This window comes from Brevundimonas sp., from assembly GCF_965227765.1.
Taxonomy (GTDB): Bacteria; Pseudomonadota; Alphaproteobacteria; order Caulobacterales; family Caulobacteraceae; genus Brevundimonas.
Genome location: NZ_OZ245778.1, coordinates 1,176,735 through 1,198,422 on the forward strand (window position 1 = coordinate 1,176,735; position 21,688 = coordinate 1,198,422).

Below are 21,688 nucleotides of genomic sequence, written 5' to 3' on the forward strand. Positions count from 1 at the left end.
TGGGGCGCGCGCCCCATAGAAGCGGCGCCCCTTCTTTCAGAAAACATGGCGGGCCGTCGGGCGGGATCGGCGGCTAGAAGATCGGGATGAAGGCGTGCGCGCGTCACGCCGGTTTTCGAGGATCCGCCCGATGAAGTTCGACACCCTGGCCATTCACGCCGGCTATTCGCCCGATCCGACGACCAAGTCGGTCGCGGTGCCGATCTATCAGACCACCAGCTACGCCTTCGACGACACCCAGCACGGGGCCGACCTGTTCGACCTGAAGGTGGCGGGCAATATCTATACCCGCATCATGAACCCCACATCCGACGTGCTGGAGCAGCGTCTGGCGGCGCTGGAGGGGGGCATCGCGGCCCTGACCGTGGCCTCGGGCCAGGCGGCCATCACCTACGCCATCCTGACCATCGCCGAGGCCGGCGACAACATCATCGCCACCAGCACCCTGTACGGCGGCACCTACAACCTGTTCGCTCACACCCTGCCGCAGTACGGCATCACCGTCCGCTTCATCGACGCCGCCGACGCCGAGGCCATCGCCGCCAACACCGACGAGCGGACCAAGGCGGTCTTCTGCGAATCCATCGGCAATCCCCTGGGCAATGTCGTGGACTTCGCCGCCCTGGCCGAGGCGGCTCACGCGCAGGGCCTGCCCCTGATCGTCGACAACACCGTGCCCACGCCCTATCTGACGCGGCCCATCGAGCACGGCGCCGACATCGTCGTGCAGTCCCTGACCAAATATATCGGCGGGCACGGCACCTCGATCGGCGGCGCCATCATCGACAGCGGTAACTTCCCCTGGGCCGAGCACAAGGCGCGCTTTCGCCGCCTGAACGAGCCTGAGGTTTCGTATCACGGCGTGGTCTATACCGAGGCGCTTGGCCCGGCGGCCTATATCGGCCGGGTGCGGACCGTGCTGCTGAGGAACACCGGCGCGGCCATCTCGCCCTTCAACAGCTTCCTGATCCTGCAGGGGCTCGAGACCCTGGGCCTGCGCATGGATCGCCACGTCGAAAATGCTGTGGCCGTAGCCAACTATCTGAAGACGCACGCCAAGGTGAAATGGGTCAACTACGCCGGTCTGGCCGACCATCCGTCCCACGCCCTGGTTCAGAAGTATTTCGGCGGCAAGGCGTCGGGCCTGCTGACCTTCGGCGTCAGCTCCACTGAAGAGGGGGGCGGTCGTGAGGCCGGCGGGCGGTTCCAGGATGCGGTCAAGCTGTTCACCCGCCTGGTCAACATCGGCGACGCCAAGTCCCTGGTCTGCCACCCCGCCTCGACCACCCACCGCCAGCTATCGCCGGACGAACTCGCCAAGGCCGGCGTCACCGAGGACACAGTGCGACTGTCGGTCGGCATCGAGCATATCGACGACCTGATCGCCGATCTGGAACAGGCGCTGGCGGCGGTCTGACGGGCGCTATTTGCCGGGAATGGGCAGGGTCGGAGCCTTGGTCGAGGCGTCGGTCAGGGTGGTGCATTTCAGCAGCCGTTCGACCCTGCCCGTCACGCCTCGTTCCAGATAATGCAGCGTCAGCACCTGGCCGCTGACGGTCATCTGCACGCGCTCGGTTCTGGTTAGGGACGAGGCTGCGGCCTGGCTTCCGGGCGGCGACCGGGGCTGGCATTGCAGGGTCGCGGCATAGCCCGTCTCGGTCTCGTCGATCGCGTAGATGTGGCAACTGGCGTCGGGAGCCTCGAAGCGGACAGGCGTGATCTCGATCGGGGTCTGGGCGCCATTGGGCGCAGCGCACCAGGACACGTCGGAGGTCCAGCGGCCGACGAAACTGGCGGGTCCAGCGCCGGGCATCATGGGGGCCATGGAGTCGCCCGGAGGCGGCGACCCCATGGGGGCTTCGGGCGTGGCGACGGCCTGCGCCGGCTCAGTCGGAGGATTGACCCCGCCGCCCTCGCCACAGCCTGAGACCAGCACCATGGCGGGCAGTAGCGCCGTCATCAGAAGGTGGGGGAGCAGGCGAGGGGAGGGTGTCATGCCTCCCCAACGCCCACGGCCCGCCAATGTTCACCGATCAGCGGCGCGCGGCGTCGCTGGCTGCGCGGATGGCCTGGAACTCGGCGCCGGGCTTCCACTGGGGCCAGTCCTTGCTGTCGGCGACCTGCAGGCCCAGCCGGTAGAGCAGTTGCAGGTTCTGCACGGCGGCGGTGAAGTCGTAGTCGGCCCGCCACTCGTCATCCAGCCCATGGTAATAGGCCGCCATCTGGGCCTGGTAGTAGGGCTTGCCCACCGCTTCGCCGCCCTCGACGAAGTCGACTGCGGTCCAAGGCATGATGGCCGGCACGCCCACGGCGGCGAAGTTGAAGTGGTCCGAGCGGTAATAGAAGCCCTGCTCAGGCTCGCCATCGCCGACCACTGTGCGGCCCTGGGTCTGGGCCAGGGTGCTCAGGTCGTCTTCCAGCGACGACTTGCCGAAGCCGAACAGGGCCAGGGTCCGCGTTTCGGGGGTGAAGGGCAGCATGTCGATATTGATATCCGCCGCCGTCCGCTCCAGCGGATAGACCGGGTGGGCGCCGTACCATTCCGAACCCAGCAGGCCCTGTTCCTCGGCCGTGACGTGCAGGAAGATGACCGTCCGCTCGGGCGCCGGTCCCGCCTTGAAGGCGCGGGCCACCTCGATCAGGCCCGAGGTGCCCGAGGCATTGTCCCAGGCGCCGTTGAAGATGCGGTCGCCCTCGGGATTGGGGTCCGCCGCCACGCCGACGTGGTCCCAGTGAGCCGAATAGACGACGTATTCGTCGGGCCGCTGGCTGCCGGTGATCTTGGCCAGCAGGTTGTTGGAATGGATGACTTCGGGCGTCTCGGCGATATCGACGCTGAAGCCGACGCCCATGTCGTGGGGGCGGCCCAGGGCGGCTGTCGAAGCGGTGGCCATGACGGTGGCGAACTGGGGGTCGCTGACGGCCAGGGCTGTGACGGCCTCGACCGACATGGAGCCGGTGAACCGGGGCTCGCTGGCGCCCACGATGGTCATCCGGGGCCGGGCCGAGCCACGCATGGCCCGCGCGCCCGCGCGCACGGTGATGACGCCGACGGCGCCGCGCTTCAGCGCCTCATCGGTCTTGTGCCGCGACGAGCCGTAGAAGTTCGGGTCCTCGCCAAAGGCCGAGGGCTGGCCGTCCAGCACCACGACGACCTTGCCGGTAAGGTCCGCGTCGCCATAGTCGTCCCAGTTGCGCTCGGGCGCCACGACGCCGAAGCCGGCGAAGACCATGGGCGCGTCGGTCAGGGTCACATGGCCGTCGCCGGCCCCGGCGCGGAAGTTCAGGCCCTCGGTGATGGCCTGGGAGACGCCGTTGGCGGCATAGCTGACCACAGGGGCGCGGGCAGGCGTCAGGCGCAGCAGTTCGACCGGCTGGCGCCAGGCGCCGTCCGGCCCGCCGGGCTCCAGACCCATGGCCTCGTACTGGGCCTGCAAGTAGTTGAGCGTCAGCTCCTCGCCGACCTGGCCCGGGAAACGGCCCTCGAAACTGTCGTCGGCCAGCACCTTGATATGGTCCGACAGGCGCTGGGCGGAGATATCCTGGGCATGACCGGCCCCGGCGACGAGCAGCAGGGCTGAGGCGGCTATGCCGCAGGCGATACGATTGAACATTCGGGCGCTCCGAAGAAGAGATTTGCCCAGGGTTCTAAGGGCGGCGCCGAGACGCCGCCCCATTACCATTTCGTCATCAACCAGGCAGGCTAGCGGCGCTGGTCCGCCGTGGCGGCGCGGGCGGGTGCGAACTCCGAGCCCGGCTTCCACTCGACCCAGTCGCTGCTGTCGGCCAAGGCGCGCCCGACCGAATAATAGATCTGCAGGTTCTCGATCTGGCCGGAATAGTCCCACTCCGGCGACCATTCGTCGTCCGCCTGGTGATAGCGACGCGCGCCATAGTCGGCGGACTGGGCCTTGCGGGCCTCGATAGGCTCGTCGCGATACTCGCCGGTCGACCCGGCATAGGCCATGGGCACGCCCTGGCGGGCCAGGGGGAAGTGGTCGGAGCGGAAGAAGCCGCCGCTCGCCGCATGGCCGTCGGGCTGCGCCTGCCGGCCTTGGGCCTCAATGGCCGTGGTCATGCGCTCATCCATCTCGGACTGGCCATATCCGACCAGGTTCATGGCGGTCATCCGGCCATAGACGTTCTCGGAATCGATATTGACCCCCGCCACCGTGGTCGCCAGCGGATAGAGGGGATTGGCGGCGTAATAGGTCGAGCCCAAGAGGCCGCTCTCCTCGGCGGTGAAGCCGATGATGACCACGGAGCGCTGGGGTCGAGGAGCCGCTCCGTAAGCGCGGGCCAGTTCCAGCAAGCTGGCGATGCCCGAGGCGTTGTCTACGGCGCCGTTAAAAATGGCGTCGCCGTTCTCGTCCGGCGTGCCGACGCCCAGGTGGTCCCAGTGTCCGCCGTACAGGACGGTCTCGTCCGGCCGGGTCGCGCCGGCCAGTCTGGCCACCACATTGTGGCTCTCGATGGATGACTGGTCGACGTTGAACATGACGTCCAGGCTGGCGTCGGCCAGGGTCACGGGCTGGAAGTCTCGGCTGCGGGCCTGAACCTTGAGCGCCTCGAAATCGAGGCCGGCGCGCTGGAACAGGTCGACCGCCACGTCGCGCTGGATCCAGCCCTCGAAGGGGATGCGCTCGCTGGCCGGGTCGGCGCGCTCGATGTCGAACTGGGGCGAGGTCCACGAGTTCCTGACCGTGGCCCAGCCATAGGAGGCCGGCCGCGTCTCATGCACGATCAGGACGCCCGCCGCGCCCTGGCGAGCCGCTTCCTCGTACTTGTAGGTCCAGCGACCATAGTAGGTCATGGCTTCGCCGTTGAAGGTGTCCAGCGCCGGCTCCTCGAAGTCGGCGTCGTTGATCAGGACGACCAGGATTTTGCCCTTCACGTCCACGCCCTTGAAGTCGTCCCAGTTCCGTTCCGGCGCCTTGATGCCATAGCCGACGAAGACCAGGGGCGCGTCCATGGCCATGACATGGCCGGATGGGCTGGGCAGGCGGGTCGAGGCGACGACCTGTTCGCCCTGAACCAGAGGCAGGGTCCAGTCGCCGACCTTGAGCTGGGCCTCGAAGCCGGTAACGGCGAAGCGGTTCATGCGGACGCCCTGGGTCCAGGCGCGCGTACCGTCCGCCTGAATGTCGCCGCCGGGTTCGAAGCCGGCCTCGGCGAAGGCGCGGCTCAGGTAGTCGACGGTCTTGGCCTCGCCCGCCGTGGCCACGCCCCGACCCTCGAAGCTGTCGTCCGACAGGATGCGGATATGGTCGGACAGGCGGACGGCGTCGAACTCAGGGGCGGCGGTCTGGGCGGCGGCCAGGGTGGAGGCGGCGACCCCCGCCATCAGGGCGGCGGCGAAGGACAGGCAGGCACGGGACTGGAACAGACGCATGGGATCTCCGATCGGCGTTTGCGCCAGCCTAGAGACCCGAAAGCCAACCCGCAAAGGGCGTGCCCAATGAAAAGCCCGCCGGAGCGAGGGCTCCGGCGGGCTGATCGATCAGTCGGTATGGACGACCCTAGTGGGCGACGCCTTTCCAGATCCGGCGGTAGCTGGCGTAGGTGATGCCGGCGAACAGGACCAGGAAGATCATCACGCCCAGGCCGGTGCGCTTGCGCTCGACCATGTGGGGCTCGGAAGCCCAGGCGATATAGGCCGAGACGTCCTTGGCCATCTGGTCGACCGAGGCGACGGTGCCGTCGTCATAGGTCACCTGACCATCGGCCAGAGGCGCGGGCATGGCGATGAAGCCGCCGGGCGGGACATGGGCGCCTTCGGGAACGAAGGGCGTCAGGTCGCCGGCCATGAAGGCGTTGTAGTGCTGGGTCGGGGTCATCTTCAGGTAGGCCGGCGGCGTGTTGTAGCCGGTCAGCAGCGAGTAGATGTAGTCGGCGCCGCCGTGACGGGCCTTGGCCATCACCGACAGGTCGGGCGGAGCCGCCCCGCCGTTCGCCGCCGCCGCCGCCGTATGGTTCGGATACGGGTTGGGGAAGTGGTCGGCAGCCGTGGCGTTGCGCTGGATGGCCTCGCCGGTCTCGGTGTCGATGTCGGCGACCTGGATCTCGGCGGCCAGCGCCTTGATGTAGCGGTTGGCGGCCGGGCTGTCCTGATGCGGGTCGTAGAAGGGACCGCCTTCGATGGCCAGCGAGCGGAAGCTGAGCATGCTCATCGAGTGGCAGGCCGCGCAGACCTCGCGGTAGACCTTGTAGCCGCGTTGCAGCTGGCCCTGGTCGAAGGTGCCGAACGGACCCTCGAACGAGAAGCCGCCGTCCTTCAGCTTGTGGGCAGCGCCCGAGGCCATGGCCGGAGCCGCGGCCATGCTGAGACCGGCGACGGCCGTCAGGGCGATGAGGATTTTACGGATGGAGAACGTCATCGCGCTCAGCCCTTCTTTTCGGCTTGGGCGGGGGCCGCAGCGGTCATGGCGTCCGATCCGGTAAGGACGGGCTCCGAGATCGACAGCGGAACGGGCAGGGGCGTCTCCTTCAGACCCACCAGAGGCAGGATGATCAGGAAGAAGGCGAAGTAGTAGGCCGTCAGGAACCGGGTCAGCCACAGGAAGCTGTTCAGGTCGCCGTCGATCAGGTTGAAGGTCTTGAAGCTGCCGATGACGGGAGCGTCGGGCAGTTGCCCACCGCACCAACCCAGACCCAGGCACACCACCACGAAGATGATGAAGAAGGTCCGCATCGTCGGGCGGTAGCGCATCGACCGCACCTTGGACGTGTCCAGCCAGGGCAGGATGAACAGGACGCCGATGGCGCCGAACATCGCCATCACGCCGCCGAACTTGTCCGGGATGGCGCGCAGGATCGCGTAGAAGGGCAGCATGTACCACTCGGGCACGATGTGCGCGGGCGTCTGCAGCGGGTTGGCCGGGATGTAGTTGTCGGCGTGACCCAGGGCGTTCGGCATGAAGAAGACGAACAGCGAGAACAGGATCAGGAACAGGATGACCGCAAAGCCGTCCTTGACCGTGAAGTAGGGGTGGAAGGGGACCATGTCCTTGGCCGCACGCTCCTTGGGGATCAGGATCCCGACGGGGTTGTTCTGGCCCGAGGTGTGCAGCGCCCACAGGTGCAGCACGACCACGCCGAAGATCACGAACGGCAGCAGGTAGTGCAGCGAGAAGAAGCGGTTCAGCGTTGCGTTGTCGATGGCCGGGCCGCCGCGCAGCCAGATCAGGACAGGCTCGCCCACGACCGGGATGGCCCCGATCAGGTTGGTGATGACCTCGGCGCCCCAGTAGGACATCTGGCCCCACGGCAGGACGTAGCCCAGGAAGGCGGTGGCGATCATCAGGAAGAAGATCACGCAGCCCAGGATCCAGATCATCTCGCGCGGCGCCTTGTACGAGCCGTAGTAGAGGCCGCGCAGCATGTGGATGTAGACCGCGATGAAGAACATCGACGCCCCGTTGGCGTGGACGTATCGGATCAGCCAGCCGCCGTTGACGTCACGCATGATGCGCTCGACCGAGGCGAAGGCCATGGCGGTGTTGGGCGTGTAGTGCATCGCCAGGACGATGCCGGTGATGATCTGCGTCACCAGGCACAGGGCCAGGATGCCGCCGAAGGTCCACCAGTAGTTCAGGTTCTTGGGCGTCGGCAGCGACATGTAGTCGGCGCCGAAGCGGATGATGGGAAGACGGGTGTCGAGCCATTTCTCGACGCCGGTCTTGGGGACGTATGTGGATTCGTGTTCGCTCATGATGTCCTCGCCCGCCCTCAGCCGATCTTGATCGTGGTGCCGGCCGTGAACTCATAGTCCGGCACGACGAGGTTCTTGGGCGCAGGGCCTTTGCGGATGCGGCCGGCCACGTCGTAGTGCGAGCCATGGCAGGGGCAGAACCAGCCGCCGAAGTCGCCCGTCCCGAAGGTGGGGATACAGCCCAGGTGCGTGCAGGACCCGATGACAACCAGGGTCGGTTCGTGACCCACCTTGGTGCGCTCGGCGTCAGTCTGGGGCTCTTTGAGGTCGCCGGCGTGATCGTCGGCCTTGGCGCGAGCAATCTCGGCGGCGGTGCGGTTGCGCACGAACACCGGCTTGCCCTGCCAGGTGATGACGACCTGCTGGCCCTCTTGCACCTTGCCGGTGTCGAATTCGATCGACGCCAGGGCCAGGGTGTCGGCGGCCGGGTTCATCTGGTTGATGAGCGGCCAGGCGATGACCGCGCCCGCGCCCACAGCGGCGGCGCCGGCTGCGATGTGGATGAAGTCGCGGCGCGTGGCGTCGTCGCCGCTTCCGTTCTCGTTCACGACCGATTCGGCCAACGTCTCACCTCTGAAATCCCGAAGCCGGCGACCCCTGGGAGCGGAGCCGTCGCGACGGTGTGATCTTTTAGCGGAACCGACTTCCAGTTACCCGGCCTGCTCATGCGGTTGTTCGCCGCAAGATGCTGTCGTTTCTTGCGAAACGGTCGCAATTCAGGCCGCGACAAGAGCCTGCCCCGCGCGTATGAGGGCCTTAGAATGCGTCTCGCCCTTTTTCAACCGGACATCCCGCAGAATGTCGGAGCCTGTATCCGGCTCAGCGCCTGTTTCGGGATCGAATTGCACGTCATCGAGCCGGTCGGCTTCACCTTCGACGACCGGGCGATGAAGCGCGCCGCCCTCGACTATGGCCCCCTGGGTCATATGACGCGGCATGGCTCGTGGGAGGCGTTCCAGCAGAATCGGGGGCCGGGGCGGCTGGTCCTGTTCACCACCAAGGGTGCGACGTCATTGTCCGGCTTTGATTTCCAGCCCGACGACACATTGCTGTTCGGCCGCGAGACGGCGGGCGTGCCCGATGAGGTCCACGCCGCCTGCGACGCCCGCGTCTTCATCCCCATCCGCCCGGAGGCCCGCTCGCTGAACCTGTCGGTCAGCGCCGGCATCGGATTGTGGGCCGGGCTGCAGGCGATCGGAGTGTGACGCCCCCTCTCGTCGCCAAAGCGTCGCTGTGACAGGATCGCGCTGCGGGCGAGGCCTGCGTTTGGAGATGACGTCATGGGGCTGTTCGATTTTCTGACGGGCGGGTCCAAGCCGCCCACGGATCGCAAGCGGGCGCCGGCGCCATCCCTGCGTGACGCGCTGATGGCTCTGAACCGGGATACGGCCCCGTTCAGGATCCGCGACGGCGCGCCGGAAAAGGTCGATCTGGTCGCCGAATGGAAGATCGTCGACGCCCGCTGGTACGAGATCTTCGCCAAGGCCGGGACCAAGCGGGTGTTCAAGGTCCTGATGAAGTTCGACGAAGACGCCGGTCAGGTCCGCTCGGTCGATCAGGAGTTCGCCGTCGAATGGCGCGCGGGCGTGCCGGAACTGACGGCGACAGCCGAAGGGTTTCGTGGCCAGAAATGGGAGGCCAGTTTCGAAACCGTCTATGCCTTTCGCGAGGAAGATCTGAGCTGGGGCAAGGTCTACGAATATCGGTTCAGCACCGACGAGATCAAAAAGCCCCTGGTCGCTGCGGCAAAGGAAGCCGGCTGGGGCTGGCGCGGGGTCGCGTTCGGCAAGCTTTAGGCCGACCCGTCGCGACGGCCCAAGCCGTCAGTCGGCGTGGACGACGGCTTGGATGTTCGACGTCTGCGCCCCTCTCCCCGACGGGAGAGGGGCGGATGGCTTTCGTATCAGCTCGCGGCGGCGGCGTTCACGGCCAGGCTCGGCGCCTCGCCGGCCTTGGACGCGGCCACGGCCTCGACCGCGCGCATGACCCGCAGCACGTTTTCGCCAGCGATTTTGCGGATGTCGGCCTCGGTCCAGCCGGCCTCCATCAGGGCGGCCAGGATGGCGGGATAGGCGTCCACGCCGTCGATGCCGTCGGGCAGGGCGCCCACGCCGTCGAAGTCGCCGCCCAGGCCGACGTGGTCGATGCCGGCGACCTCGCGGACATGCTGGATGTGGGCCACGACGTCGGCCAGGGTGGCCTTGGGCCGCGGATGGGCCTCGGCCCAGGCGGTCAGGCGGGGATCGGGCGTCCCTGTGCTCGCACTGACGCCCAGACGAGCCGCCTCGGCTTCCACCAGGCGAAACCAGTCGTTGTTGGCGGCGCTAACGAAGCCGGGCACGAAGGTGACCATGACCACCCCTCCGTTCTGGGGCATCATCCGCAGGACGTTGTCAGGCACGTTGCGCGGCACGTCGGTGACCGCGCGCGCCGAGGAGTGAGAGAAGATCACCGGCGCTTCGGACACCCGGATGGCGTCCAGCATGGTGGCCTCGGACACGTGGCTCAGATCCACCATCATGCCGATGCGGTTCATCTCCTTGACCACCGTCTCGCCGAACGGGTTCAGGCCGTCCCATTTGGGCGCGTCCGTCGCGCTGTCGGCCCAGGAGGTGGTCTTGGAGTGGGTCAGTGTCATGTAGCGCGAACCGGCGACGTAGAATTCGCGCAGCAGGCCCAGCGAATCGTCGATCGAATAGCCGCCTTCCATGCCGATCAGGCTGGCGATCTTGCCCGCCTTGTGGATGCGCTCGATATCGTCGGCGGTCGTGGCCAGTTCGAACACGTCGGGGTGCAGGGCCACGATGCGGCGCACCGTGTCGATCTGCTCGAAGGTCTCGCGCGCGGCCTCGGTCGGGGCGATGTCGGCAGGGACATAGACGGACCAGAACTGGGCGCCGACGCCGCCGGCGCGCAGGCGCGGGATGTCGGTGTGCAGCGTCTTGGCGTTACCGGACTGATTGGCGCTCAGATCGACGGCGTGGGGGTCGTTGCCGAAGCCCTCGCGCAGCGCCCAGGGCAGGTCGTTGTGGCCGTCGATCAACGGGGTGCCCTGCAGGATTTGAAGCACGCGGGTCTCGCCTGCGGTCTGGGCCAGAACGGGGCCGCTGAGGGCGGCGAGGGCGGTGGCGGCAAGCAGGGCGGTGCGGATCATCGAATGTTTCTCCTGAACAGGGGCCGGAGACTGGCAGAGGCGACGGCTGGGGCAAAGTTACGTTTTGGACAGCGGCCCGCCTGCGACATCGCGGCGCCCGGCCCTACCCCGCCGCGTTCCAATGTGGTTCAAGCCGCCATGAGCGACATCACGACCGACCCCCTGGCGCTGAAGAAGGCCGAGACCCGCGCCTGGTTTGAGGTCCTGCGCGACCGTATCCACGCCGGTTTCGAAGCGCTGGAGGACGCGGCCCCGGCCGATCTGTTCCCGGGCGAGCCTGGCCGGTTCGTCCGCACGCCGTGGACGCGTGAGGCAGGCGGCGGCGGCGTCATGGGCATGATGAGCGGCCGGCTGTTCGAAAAGGTCGGCGTCCATTGCTCGACGGTGCATGGCAGTTTTCCCGCCGACTACGCCAAGACGGTTCCAGGCGCCGCCGAGGACCCGCGATTCTTCGCCACCGGCATCAGCCTGATCTGCCACCCCTGGAGCCCCAAGGTTCCGGCGGTGCACATGAACACCCGTTTCATCGCCACGACGAAATCCTGGTTCGGCGGTGGGGCGGACCTGACGCCGGTGCTGGACGTGGAGCGCACGCAGGACACGCCGGATTCGCTCGACTTCCACGCCGCCATGAAATCCGCCTGCGACGCTCATGACCCGGATTACCACGCCAGGTTCAAGGCCTGGTGCGACGAGTATTTCTGGCTGCCGCACAGGAACGAGCCGCGCGGCGTCGGCGGCATCTTCTATGATCACCACGATTCAGGCGACCACGACGCCGACTTCGCCTTTACCCAGGACGTGGGAACGGCCTTCCTCGACGTCTATTCGAAGATCGTCTCGCGCCGCATGGTCGAGCCCTGGACCGAGGCCGAGCGCGAGGAACAGCTGATCCGGCGCGGCCGCTATGTCGAGTTCAACCTGCTCTACGACCGGGGCACGATGTTCGGGCTGAAGACCGGCGGCAATGTTGATTCCATCCTCAGCTCGATGCCGCCGATGGTGCGCTGGCCCTAGGCCTTAAACCCCCAGGATCCAGCCCTCTTCGCCCTCGACCTGGGCGATCAGGGTTTCGTCGGCGGTCTTGGGCGGGGCGAAGGCTTTGCCCAGGTCGCCCTTATCGTCCATCAGGGCCAGGGCCTCGGCGGTCGTGCGGACCTGGGCCTGGTCCTTGAACTCGCCGGGCTGGACCGTGGTCGGGTGCATCGAGGGCCAGACCTCGGCGACCAGCACGGACAGAGGCTCGACATCGGCGGGCGTCAGTTCGCGCCAGCCCGTGCCGAACGGCCAGACGGCTGCGGACGGCCCCAGGCTCTCCAGCAGGCGACGCACGGCCGGAATGCCGACCAGGGTCTGGCCGCCGACCGCGCCCGCGCCGTGCATCTGCCACACGCTCTTGGGCTGCAGCTTGCCCTTGCGGACGGCGTTCTCGGTTGCGCGAAACTCGGGGATGTCGGCGCCGGAGCCGACGGGCGGCTTGGTCGTGGTCAGCCAGCGCTGCGCCTGCTTGGCCGGGGCTCCCCACAGAGGCCAGGCCTCGTCGGTCATCAGCCGGTTCATCTTGGCCGCGACCTGATAGCGGTTGTTGGTGTTGTCAGGCTTGTCGACCACGTTGGATGCGATGAATTTCCACATCGCCGACCAGGCCGGGGCGCCGGTCAGCTTCAGCCGCTCGGCGGTGCCGACCGGATAGCCGAAGTTGAAGTCGAACCCGACCAGCACCCGGTCGCCGCGCTTCCTGTGGTCGGCCAGGATCGAGGCCAGCAGGGCCTCGCCCTCGGCGCGCGTGGCGACGTTGTGGGTCTCGGTATAGAGGCGGAAACGCACGTCGCGCTTGGCTACGCCGATCCACAGCGAGGTGTCGCCCAGCTTCTTGCCCTCGGCGGCGGTCCAGTCAGCGACGACATAGGCATCGAAAAGTCGGGCCATGGCGGCCTCCGGCAAGCACGAAACGGAAAGGTTGCGGGCTTCTAGCCTTCCCGCCTTCCCGCCGGAAGCGATTTCACCCGATCCTACTTGAGCAGGGCCTCAAGGTGCGACAGCCAGCGCCGCCCCAGACGCAGGGCCTCGGCAGGCGATCCTGTCTGGGTGGGGACGTTGGCGTTCCACAAGGACAGCTCGAACTCTGGGTAGCGCGCATCGGCGAACATCAGCCGCAACGTCACCAGTTCGGCCTCGGGCGCCATGACATCCAGAGACTTGCGTGGTTCGCCGCGTCGGATGCGGGCCACGACATGACCATCGACGATGATCTCGCCGCCCTCGATCTCGTGGAAATCATACACCAGGCCGTTGGCCCCACGTCCCCACAGCACGGCGATCTGTCCGCTCTCGAACCCCAGGCCCGCCGCCTTGCCCTCCGCCGGAGAAACGGCTTCGGCGTCCGCAGCGACGCCCAGTGACTTGAGCATGGCCCGGCGCAGACGCCGTTCGGGCTCCATCCACCAGTTGAGCGTCAGCGCCCCCGTGGTCAGGACCGCCGCGGCCAGGCCGATCAGCAGAATGGCCCTGAGCGCCTCATCCATGGTCAGGCTCGGGCATGGCTAAGGTTGGGCATGGCTCAGTCCAGCGCCAGGTCGACGACCACGGGGACATGGTCGGACGGCTTGTCCATGTCTCTGGCGTCGCGGTGGGTCTCGATGCCGCGGAAACGGTCGGCGGCCTGGGGCGAGAGCAGGGCGAAGTCGATGCGGATGCCGTGGTTCCTCTGCCAGGCGCCCGCCTGATAGTCCCAGAAGGTATAGGTCCCCGGCGGCTGGTTCCCCAGTTCGCTGGCGTCTGACAGACCCAGGTATTTCAGGGCGCGCAAGGCGGCGCGGCTCTCGGGCTGGAACAGGGCGTCGCCGAGCCAGCCTTCGGGCTTGTCTGCGTCCTGGGGGGCGGGGATGACGTTATAGTCGCCGCACAGGGCCAGGGGCTCCTCGTGGGCCAGCAGGTCGCGGGCGTGGGCGTTCAGCCGGTCGAACCAGGCCAGCTTGTAGGGAAATTTGGCTGTGCCGACCGGATTGCCGTTGGGCAGATAGATGCAGCCGACCCGGATTGGCGTCGGCGATTCGACCAGGGCCTCGATGTAGCGGGACTGATCGTCCGGGGCCTCGACCCCGTCGACGGCTATGCCGCCGGTCTCGCCGCCGGGCAGGCCGCGCCGGATGTCGCTGAGCGGATATTTCGAAAGCAGGGCGACGCCGTTGTAGGACTTCTGCCCGTGGGTCTCGACATTATAGCCCAGGCTCTCGAACGCCTCGCGAGGGAAGTTCTCGTCGACGCATTTGATTTCCTGAAAACAGGCCACGTCGGGCTTGGCCGCCTCGAGCCATGCCAGGATCGTCGGCAGGCGAGCATTGACGGAATTGACGTTCCAGGTGGCGATGCGCATGGGGCGGAAGCTAGTCCGCGCCTGTCGAAAACGGAACTGCCTTTACAAAAGATAGGGCCGTCCGGCGAGCGCAAGGCTCGCCGGACGGGGTCGCTTACTGGGCCTCGCGGGCGTCTTCCGCCGCGTCGGAGACTTCCTTGGGCGTCAGGGTGCAGCCGCCGCCGATGGGCTGGGCGATGGCGCAGCGATAGACCTGCTCGGTCGCGTTATCCTTGACGCGCAGAATATAGCCTTCCGAACCCGAGCATTTGGCTTCGTAGAACTGGCCGTTGGCGTTGCCGCCCATGTGGCGGGCGCCGTCGACGACGCAGGCGGCGCCTTCGGTGTTGGCCAGCAAGGTCTTGACCGTGGCGTACTGCTCGTCGGCGGTGGTGAAGCGGCAGGCGCCGCCGGCGCTGACGATGGTCAGGCATGGCATGTTGGTCCAACCGCCCGTTGCGGTCGGCTCGATGCGATAGCCGTCCGTGCCGGGGCAGCCGACTTCATAGACCGTCTTGCCTTCGGACAGGCCGACCGGGGCGCCGGCGTCGATGGTGCAGGGCACGCCAGCCGCCTGGGCGTAGCCGGCGATCAGGGCGTCGGTGTTCTGGTTGGCGGCCAGCTTGCAGGTCGGGGTCGGCGTCGCGTCCGGCGTGGCGGCCGCTTGCTGAGCCTGGGCGGCCAGCAGCACGCAGTCGAAGCTCTGAGGCGGCGTCGAGGCGACCAGCAGATAGCCGGGGCCGGTGGCGCAGGCGGCTTCGTAGAAGTCGGCGTTCTCTCCGTCGGTCTTGCCGAGCAGGGTGGCTTCGGTGACCTGACACGACAGGCCCGCTGCCGTTGCGACCACCTGGGCGGCGGCGACGTTCTGTTCAGGCGTGGGCGCGCGACCCCGGCGGTTCTGGGCCGAGGCCGTCGTGGCGGAGGCCAGAGCGGCCGCCATCATGAGGGCGGTCCCCATGGCGGCGATCATCTTGCGATTGGACATCGACGGAAATCCTTCGAGTGAAAGTGATGGCGGAACGCTTGGCGAGCCAAGCCCGCAAGGTCAAGCACAGCCTTATCAAAGGGTGGACGTGTGGCGACAGTTCGGCCTAAGTCAGCGCGTTTTCATAGGAGATGGACTTGCCCGAAGGCGAGGTCGCGGCGATTCGATCCACTGAGACGGCGACAGCCGATGTCGGCGCGCGCGGTCTGACCTATCCGCTGGGCGATCCGCCCACGCCCGGGATGGCGGTCGAGGCTGCGCCGGGCGTGCTGTGGATGCGGCTGCCGATGTCGATGCCGCTGAACCACGTCAACTGCTATGCCATCGCGGACGGCGACGGCTGGACCCTGGTCGACACCGGGCTGAACAACGCTGTGTCCATCGAGGCCTGGCAGGCGATCCTGACGGGGCCTCTGGGCGGCCGGCCCATACACCGGGTGATCGGCACCCATATGCATCCCGACCACATCGGTCTGGCCGGATGGCTGTGCGAAAAGACCGGCGCATCCCTGTCGATGTCGCGGCTTGAATACCTGACCTGTCGCGTCCTGGTCGCGGATACGGGCAAGCCGGCCCCGAACGAGGGCGTGGTCTTCTATCGCGCCTGTGGCTGGGATGACGCCCAGATCGCCAAATATACGGCCGAGTTCGGCGGCTTTGGTCGCGGCGTCTGGCCCCTGCCGCAATCCTATACGCGCCTGTCGGAGGGCGATGAGATCAGCATCGGCGGCGACGCCTGGACTATTGTGGTCGGCAACGGCCACAGCCCGGAACACGTCTGTCTGTGGCGCAAGTCGGACGGCGTCTTCATCTCAGGCGACCAGATCCTGCCGCGCATCTCCTCGAACGTGTCCGTCTGGCCGACCGAGCCGGGCCAAGACCCGCTGGCGGACTGGATGGGTTCGCTGCGCCGACTGCGCGACCTGTTGCCGTCGGACCTGCTGATTCTGCCCGGCCACGGGGATCCCTTCCGGGGCGTGACGACGCGAATCGAGGCCCTGATCCGAGGCCATGAGACCTCGCTGAGGCGACTGGAACGGACCCTGCGCAAGCCGTGCCGCGCCATAGACGTCTTCTCGTCCCTGTTCGCCCGTCCGGTCGGCGACGCCGTGTTCGGCATGGCCACGGGCGAGAGCCTGGCGCATCTCAACTATCTCGAAGGTCAGGGTCGCGCGCGGCGCGAGCGTGACGAGCATGGCGTGGACTGGTGGTCTTCCACCGCCACCGAATCCCTGGAAATGGAGCCCGAGGCATGAGCGACTACATCCGCACCGAACTGGCCGGCGGCGTCCTGAGCGTCACCTTCGCGCGCGCCGACAAGAAGAACGCCATCACCCAGGCCATGTACACGGCCCTGGCCGAGGCGACAGAGCGCACCCGCACCGACGACGCCGTGCGCGTCATCCTGTTCAAGGCCGAGGGCGACAGCTTCTCGGCCGGCAACGACATCGTCGACTTCCTGGGCATGGGGTCCGGCGCCATGTCGAACGACCTGCCGGTCCACCGTTTCCTCAAGTCGCTGGCCGATCTGGACAAGCCGGCGGTGGCGGCGGTGAAGGGGCGGGCGGTCGGCATCGGCCTGACCCTGCTGCTGAACTGCGACATGGTGGTGGTGGCCGAGGACGCGAAACTGTCGGCGCCCTTCATCAATCTGGCCATCGCGCCCGAGGCGGCGTCGTCGCTGCTGCTGCCCATGGTCATCGGCCACCAGCGGGCGTTCGAGATCTTCGCCCTGGGTGAGCCGATCGACGGCCGCACCGCCCTGGCTTGGGGTATCGCCAACCGCGCGGCGCCTGCGGATCAGGTCGACGCCATCGCCGCCGACCTTGCTGAAAAGCTGGCCGCCCGCGCGCCCAACTCGGTGCGCAAGACCAAGCGGCTGATGCGTGACGCCGAACAGCTGTGGGCCCTGATGCAGCGCGAGAACGAGGCCTTCGGCTCGCAACTGTCCAGCCCGGAGGCCATTGAGGCCTTCACCGCCTTCAGCCAGAAGCGTGCGCCGGACTTCTCGAAACTGGGCTGATCGCCTCAAAGGCGGTTGATCCCCGCACAGTATGCCCCTAGTGCGCGCCATGCCTGCAACCGCCGCCATATCCACCATGCCGCAGATCCTTGCGGAACAGGCCGACGACGCCGGGGCGATCGACGCCCTGGTGCTGGCGGCGTTCGGGCCGGGCCGGTTCGCCAAGACCGCCGAGCGGCTGCGCGAAAGCGCCCGTCAGGTGCGCGGCTTCACGGCCTGCGACGGCGAGCGCCTGATCGGCTCGGTACGGCTGTGGAGCGTCACGGTAGGGACCACCCCCGCCTGGTTTCTGGGGCCGATCGCGGTGGATGAGGCCAGTCGGATGTCAGGCCTGGGCGCGGCCCTGGTCGCCGCCTGTGTCGAGGCCGCCCGCGCAGATGGCGTTCCCGGCGTCATCCTGATCGGTGATCCCCCCTATTTTGCGCGGTTCGGCTTCGAGCCCGCGCCCCAGGCCCGCCTGCCGGGACCGGCCGACCCGCGTCGGGTCATGTGGCTGGCCGTCGATGCGCCGGTTCCTTCGGGCGATATCCTGCCCAACTAGCTCGCCGAGCTTTTCGTTCGGGATCGGGACGCCTAAGTCAGAGGCATGACGGATCAGACACCCACCGGCCTGGCCGCGGTCTCGGCGGCGGCGAAACAGACGCCCGGAAACGGCCTGCCGCCTGTCCACCTGTGGAACCCCGACCATTGCGGCGACATCGACATCATCATCCGCCGCGACGGCGTCTGGATGCACGAAGGCTCGCCCATCGGCCGCAAGGAACTGGTGCGGCTGTTCTCCACCGTGCTGAGGCTGGATCCGGATGGCTATCACCTTGTGACGCCGGTCGAGAAGATGCGGATCACGGTCGAGGACCTGCCGTTCCGAGCCGTGGCGATGGAGCGAGCGGGCGATGACCTGGTCTTCACCACCGACGTGGGCGACAGCGTTGTGGCGGGCGATGACCACCCGATCACGGTCGAGACCGATCCCCTGACCGGAGAACCCGCGCCTCGCATCCACATCCGACGCGGGCTGGAGGCGCGGATTGCGCGCACCGTCTTCTATGATCTGGTCGAGCTGGCCGAGGTGGTCGACCACCGGCTGACGGTGCGCTCGGGCGGATCGCGCTTTGCGCTGGGACCGGCGGGAGCAGGCGTCGCGTGATTCTGGAGAGCCTTAAACAGACCCTGATCGAACGGCTGATCCCCGGCGAGGCTTGGACGCCCAGCCTGAAGGCGGCGCGGTCCGATTTCGATCTCAATCCCGGCGCCGAGCGGCCTAAGGGGCCGCTGAAGTCCGCCGCCGTTCTGGTGCCCATCGTCGCTCACGCCACGGGGCCGACCGTACTGCTGACCCGGCGGTCGGACAGTCTGAACAGCCATTCGGGCCAGATCGCCTTTCCCGGCGGACGCCTGGATCCCCACGAGACCGCCATCGCCGCCGCCCTGCGCGAGGCGACCGAGGAGATCGCCCTGGATCCCGGCGCGGTCGAGGTTCTGGGCCTGTCCGACGCCTATGAGACCGGCACCGGCTTCCTGATCACCCCGGTGATCGGCTGGATCTCGAGTGCGCCATCGGTCAAGGCCCAGGAGGCCGAGGTCGCCGACATCTTCGAGACGCCATTGGACTTCCTGATGGAGACGGCCAATCACCGGCGCGAATTCTATGACCCGCCCGAAGGCGGCCCGCGCCGCCACTACTGGGCCATGCCCTGGCAGGAGCGCTATATCTGGGGGGCCACCGCCGGGGTGATCCGGGGCCTTCACGCCCGGCTGTACGGCGTCCAGGCCGAGGACGCGGCGTGACCGCATCTGTCGCCGACCAGGCCTGGCTCCACGACCGCGCGACGCGGGCGGTGATCGACGCGCTGGAAGCGGCGGGCGGACCCGGCTGCGTCCGGTTCGTCGGCGGCTGCGTGCGCAACGCCCTGATGGGACAGGCCGTGGACGACATCGACATGGCCACCCGGCTGTTGCCCGAGGCGTCGGTCGCGGCCTTGCGTGCTGCGGGGCTGAAGGTCGTCCCGACCGGGCTGGCCCACGGCACGGTGACGGCGGTGTCGGGCCGCAAGCCCCATGAGATCACCACCCTGCGCCGCGATGTCGAGACTGACGGGCGAAAGGCCGTGGTCGCCTTCACCGATGACTGGTCCGAGGACGCCGCCCGCCGCGATTTCCGCCTCAACGCCCTCTATGCCGATGGCGATGGCCAGGTGTTCGACCCGACGGGCCACGGGGTCGAGGACGTGCGCCACGGCCGGATCGTCTTCGTCGGCGACCCCGGCACGCGGATCGAGGAAGACTATCTGCGGATCCTGCGCTTCTTCCGCTTCTATGCCTGGTACGGGCGAGGGGCGCCCGACGCCGAGGGGTTGGCCGCCTGCGCCGAACATGCGCCTGGCATGAGCCGCCTGTCCGCCGAACGGGTGTCCAAGGAGCTGCTGAAGCTGTTGTCCGCGCCCCGGCCAGTGGCGGCGGTCGAGGCCATGGCGGCGTCTGGCGTGCTGGCGGTGATCCTGCCCGAAGCCGGGTCGCTGGAGGCGTTGCGGGTCATGGCCGCGATGAGCGAGGACGTGGTTCTGCGCCTGTCCACTCTGCTGCCCGTCGAGGCCGCAGGGATCGAGGCGGCGGCGCGTCGGCTGAGATTGCCCAACGCCATGCTGGCCCGACTGGTCGCCGCCGCGCCGCCGCTGGATCTGGCCATGAGCGAGCGCGAGGCGAGGGCCACGCTTTATCGTGTCGGACGAGGGGCCTTCCTCGACCGCGTGTTCCGAGCCGAGGCCATGACCGGTCAGCCGGGCTCGGGCGATGGCTTGCGGTCCCTGGCCGAGGCCTGGGCCATTCCACGCCTGCCTGTGGGCGGACGTCATGTCGCCGCCGCGGGCCTGGCCGCCGGTCCCGAGACGGGTCGTGTGCTGGCGGCGTTCGAGGCCGGATGGATCGCCGACGACTTCCCCGCCGAGGGCCATCGCGAACGGCTCAGCGCCTTGGTGGAACCGCTTCTGCGAGCGTGAACCGCGTCACCACCGGGCGGTGATCCGACCCGTTACGTTGCCCGACCCGACGCTCCACGAAGGCCAGGTCGGGGGTGCGATAGACCTGGTCGATGGTGATGCCGAGCAGGGCCGGAAGTTGTGAGGGCCAGGTGCCGGGCAGGCCGGGCGCGGGCTTCAGGCCGATATCGCTCTGAATCTGACGCCCGATCCGGGCGCTGGACACGCTGTTGAAATCGCCCGCGACGACGACCGGCCCGGTCAGATCGGCCAGCACGGCGTCCAGCGCCATGACCTGTGAAATCTGGCCCCACTGGTACTGATAGGGCCAAGGCCGGGTCAGGTGGACGCCGACGATATTCACCGGCCCCAGCGGCGTATCGACCACGGCCGTCTGGTCGCTGAGGCCGTCGGCGCGCTCGCGAACAGCGGTGAGGGGCCAACGCGAGGCGATGATCCTTCGCTCGACCCGGTCATGATCGACGCCGGGCGAGATCAGCCGATACGGATAGCCGGCCAGAATTTCGTCGAGCGCTGGCGTCAGGGCGTCGTTGGCCTCGAACATCACCACGATATCGGCGTCGGCGGCGCGCACGGAGGCGGCGATGGCGTCGGCGTCCCGGTTGCCGATGTAGAGGTTGGCCGAATACAGGCTGATCACCGGCGCATCCGGGGCCGGCTTCCCCTTGTCCGGCGCCCACTGGGGCCAAAGCGCGGTCAGCAACATCAGGATGACGACCCCGCCCGCTCCGGTCGCGATCCACAGCCGCCCCACCGCCAGCGCCGCGACCAGAGCGAGGGTCGCGATCAGGGCCGGGGCGGTGAACTGGGCCAGGATGTCGACCCATCGGTGACCGACCCCGCTGAGGGCGGCCAGGGCCAGGGTCAGCGGCGCGCACAGCACCAGAATGGCGCAGGCGGTGACAATCCATCGGGCAAACGACATGGCGCGCTTGCCTTTCGGGTTGAACGCGGTTCGATATGGGGCGTTAGGCATCCGCTTCGGAGAGGGCGAAATGGCCAATCAGACCATCGCGGATATCGAGAAAATCTGGTCGAATGTCGAGGGGGTCAAGAAGCTCTCTGACCGGGTCATCGGCATCGGACCCATAGGCTTCGGCCTGGACGCCCTGCTGACCTGGGTGCCGGTGGTTGGGACGGTCTATACCGTCAGCACGGCGGGATGGCTGATGCTTCAGGCCGTACGCGCCAAGGCATCACCCGCGACCCTGGCTCAGATGGCCGCCTATATGGCCGTCGATACGGCGACCGGCACGGTGCCCATCGCGGGCGACGTCGTGGATACCTTCTTCCCCGGCCAACTGCTGGCGGCCAAGGCTCTGCAAAAGGATATCGCCAGCACCCACTGGGTCGAGAACACCTCCAGTGCGGCAAAGGCCTCCGGCGAGCACGAGCGACACTTGGATACGGTGCGGGCTGACTCACGGCTGAGACGGATCGTCTATCTGCATGACTGATCGCCCG

Annotated in this window: 23 protein-coding genes; 11 read left to right on the forward strand and 12 right to left on the reverse strand. The window is 67.7% G+C overall.

Features of this window, described 5'->3' with window-relative positions:
• Window positions 1-130 precede the first annotated feature (130 nt).
• Window positions 131-1,417 carry an O-acetylhomoserine aminocarboxypropyltransferase/cysteine synthase family protein gene (locus ACO05L_RS05635; protein ID WP_421731192.1) on the forward strand — a complete coding sequence of 429 codons (1,287 nt, stop codon included), beginning with the start codon at window positions 131-133 and terminating at the stop codon, window positions 1,415-1,417.
• A 6-nt stretch (window positions 1,418-1,423) separates the two neighbouring features.
• Here the strand turns inward: ACO05L_RS05635 and ACO05L_RS05640 are convergent, their stop codons facing one another.
• The 6 genes from ACO05L_RS05640 to petA all read right to left on the reverse strand — a co-directional run bounded on the left by ACO05L_RS05640 (window position 1,424) and on the right by petA (window position 8,274).
• On the reverse strand, window positions 1,424-1,996 hold the full coding sequence (locus tag ACO05L_RS05640; protein ID WP_421731193.1) for a hypothetical protein: 573 nt from the start codon (window positions 1,994-1,996) through the stop codon (window positions 1,424-1,426).
• 37 nt (window positions 1,997-2,033) lie between these two features.
• Complete coding sequence (locus tag ACO05L_RS05645; RefSeq protein ID WP_421731194.1) at window positions 2,034-3,614, reverse strand: M28 family peptidase; 1,581 nt, start codon at window positions 3,612-3,614, stop codon at window positions 2,034-2,036.
• Between the two features lie 89 nt (window positions 3,615-3,703).
• Window positions 3,704-5,392: a M28 family metallopeptidase gene (locus ACO05L_RS05650; RefSeq protein ID WP_421731195.1), complete on the reverse strand. Its 1,689-nt coding sequence runs from the start codon at window positions 5,390-5,392 to the stop codon at window positions 3,704-3,706.
• 127 nt (window positions 5,393-5,519) lie between these two features.
• Window positions 5,520-6,377, reverse strand: a complete 858-nt coding sequence (locus ACO05L_RS05655) for a cytochrome c1 (protein ID WP_421731196.1) — start codon at window positions 6,375-6,377, stop codon at window positions 5,520-5,522.
• A 5-nt stretch (window positions 6,378-6,382) separates the two neighbouring features.
• Window positions 6,383-7,711, reverse strand: a complete 1,329-nt coding sequence (locus tag ACO05L_RS05660; protein ID WP_421731197.1) for a cytochrome b — start codon at window positions 7,709-7,711, stop codon at window positions 6,383-6,385.
• Window positions 7,712-7,728: 17 nt separating this feature from the next.
• Complete coding sequence (gene petA / locus ACO05L_RS05665) at window positions 7,729-8,274, reverse strand: ubiquinol-cytochrome c reductase iron-sulfur subunit (RefSeq protein WP_421731198.1); 546 nt, start codon at window positions 8,272-8,274, stop codon at window positions 7,729-7,731.
• 198 nt (window positions 8,275-8,472) lie between these two features.
• Between petA and ACO05L_RS05670 the strand changes: the two genes are divergently transcribed.
• Both ACO05L_RS05670 and ACO05L_RS05675 read left to right on the forward strand, forming a co-directional pair.
• Window positions 8,473-8,916 (forward strand): tRNA (cytidine(34)-2'-O)-methyltransferase, encoded by a 444-nt coding sequence (locus tag ACO05L_RS05670; RefSeq protein ID WP_421731199.1) that lies wholly within the window; start codon window positions 8,473-8,475, stop codon window positions 8,914-8,916.
• Between the two features lie 75 nt (window positions 8,917-8,991).
• Window positions 8,992-9,507 carry a hypothetical protein gene (locus ACO05L_RS05675; RefSeq protein ID WP_421731200.1) on the forward strand — a complete coding sequence of 172 codons (516 nt, stop codon included), beginning with the start codon at window positions 8,992-8,994 and terminating at the stop codon, window positions 9,505-9,507.
• A gap of 107 nt (window positions 9,508-9,614) precedes the next feature.
• On the opposite strand, the gene ACO05L_RS05680 is transcribed toward ACO05L_RS05675, so the two are convergent.
• On the reverse strand, window positions 9,615-10,865 hold the full coding sequence (locus ACO05L_RS05680; protein WP_421731201.1) for a dipeptidase: 1,251 nt from the start codon (window positions 10,863-10,865) through the stop codon (window positions 9,615-9,617).
• Window positions 10,866-11,003: 138 nt separating this feature from the next.
• On the opposite strand from ACO05L_RS05680, the gene hemF reads away from it, so the two are divergent.
• The gene (gene hemF, locus ACO05L_RS05685) at window positions 11,004-11,882 is read left to right on the forward strand and encodes an oxygen-dependent coproporphyrinogen oxidase (protein ID WP_421731202.1); all 879 of its coding nucleotides are present in this window, start codon (window positions 11,004-11,006) and stop codon (window positions 11,880-11,882) included.
• A gap of 3 nt (window positions 11,883-11,885) precedes the next feature.
• Here hemF and ACO05L_RS05690 read toward each other — a convergent pair whose 3' ends face one another.
• The 4 genes from ACO05L_RS05690 to ACO05L_RS05705 all read right to left on the reverse strand — a co-directional run bounded on the left by ACO05L_RS05690 (window position 11,886) and on the right by ACO05L_RS05705 (window position 15,205).
• Complete coding sequence (locus tag ACO05L_RS05690; RefSeq protein WP_421731203.1) at window positions 11,886-12,794, reverse strand: cobalamin biosynthesis protein CbiG; 909 nt, start codon at window positions 12,792-12,794, stop codon at window positions 11,886-11,888.
• 83 nt (window positions 12,795-12,877) lie between these two features.
• Window positions 12,878-13,390 carry a hypothetical protein gene (locus tag ACO05L_RS05695; protein WP_421731204.1) on the reverse strand — a complete coding sequence of 171 codons (513 nt, stop codon included), beginning with the start codon at window positions 13,388-13,390 and terminating at the stop codon, window positions 12,878-12,880.
• A gap of 35 nt (window positions 13,391-13,425) precedes the next feature.
• The gene (gene xth, locus ACO05L_RS05700; protein WP_421731205.1) at window positions 13,426-14,241 is read right to left on the reverse strand and encodes an exodeoxyribonuclease III; all 816 of its coding nucleotides are present in this window, start codon (window positions 14,239-14,241) and stop codon (window positions 13,426-13,428) included.
• Window positions 14,242-14,335: 94 nt separating this feature from the next.
• Window positions 14,336-15,205: a hypothetical protein gene (locus tag ACO05L_RS05705; protein WP_421731206.1), complete on the reverse strand. Its 870-nt coding sequence runs from the start codon at window positions 15,203-15,205 to the stop codon at window positions 14,336-14,338.
• Between the two features lie 137 nt (window positions 15,206-15,342).
• Between ACO05L_RS05705 and ACO05L_RS05710 the strand changes: the two genes are divergently transcribed.
• The 6 genes from ACO05L_RS05710 to ACO05L_RS05735 are packed head-to-tail and all read left to right on the forward strand — an operon-like array spanning window position 15,343 to window position 20,224.
• Window positions 15,343-16,461: an MBL fold metallo-hydrolase gene (locus ACO05L_RS05710; RefSeq protein ID WP_421731207.1), complete on the forward strand. Its 1,119-nt coding sequence runs from the start codon at window positions 15,343-15,345 to the stop codon at window positions 16,459-16,461.
• A complete protein-coding gene (locus ACO05L_RS05715; protein ID WP_421731208.1) occupies window positions 16,458-17,228 on the forward strand; it encodes an enoyl-CoA hydratase in 771 nt (256 codons plus the stop codon). Before ACO05L_RS05710 ends, ACO05L_RS05715 begins: the two co-directional genes overlap by 4 nt.
• 49 nt (window positions 17,229-17,277) lie before the next feature.
• Complete coding sequence (locus ACO05L_RS05720; protein ID WP_421731209.1) at window positions 17,278-17,769, forward strand: GNAT family N-acetyltransferase; 492 nt, start codon at window positions 17,278-17,280, stop codon at window positions 17,767-17,769.
• A gap of 45 nt (window positions 17,770-17,814) precedes the next feature.
• Window positions 17,815-18,375 carry a DUF1285 domain-containing protein gene (locus tag ACO05L_RS05725; RefSeq protein ID WP_421731210.1) on the forward strand — a complete coding sequence of 187 codons (561 nt, stop codon included), beginning with the start codon at window positions 17,815-17,817 and terminating at the stop codon, window positions 18,373-18,375.
• A complete protein-coding gene (locus tag ACO05L_RS05730; protein WP_421731211.1) occupies window positions 18,372-19,016 on the forward strand; it encodes a CoA pyrophosphatase in 645 nt (214 codons plus the stop codon). The genes ACO05L_RS05725 and ACO05L_RS05730 overlap by 4 nt, the downstream gene beginning before the upstream one ends.
• Entirely contained in the window at window positions 19,013-20,224 is a 1,212-nt protein-coding gene (locus ACO05L_RS05735; RefSeq protein ID WP_421731212.1) for a CCA tRNA nucleotidyltransferase, read from the forward strand. Before ACO05L_RS05730 ends, ACO05L_RS05735 begins: the two co-directional genes overlap by 4 nt.
• On the opposite strand, the gene ACO05L_RS05740 is transcribed toward ACO05L_RS05735, so the two are convergent.
• Window positions 20,190-21,149 (reverse strand): endonuclease/exonuclease/phosphatase family protein, encoded by a 960-nt coding sequence (locus ACO05L_RS05740; RefSeq protein ID WP_421731213.1) that lies wholly within the window; start codon window positions 21,147-21,149, stop codon window positions 20,190-20,192. The two genes, ACO05L_RS05735 and ACO05L_RS05740, sit on opposite strands and share 35 nt — an antisense overlap.
• A gap of 70 nt (window positions 21,150-21,219) precedes the next feature.
• Here ACO05L_RS05740 and ACO05L_RS05745 point away from each other — a divergent pair, with 70 nt between their 5' ends.
• On the forward strand, window positions 21,220-21,681 hold the full coding sequence (locus tag ACO05L_RS05745) for a DUF4112 domain-containing protein (protein ID WP_421731214.1): 462 nt from the start codon (window positions 21,220-21,222) through the stop codon (window positions 21,679-21,681).
• Window positions 21,682-21,688: the final 7 nt, after the last annotated feature.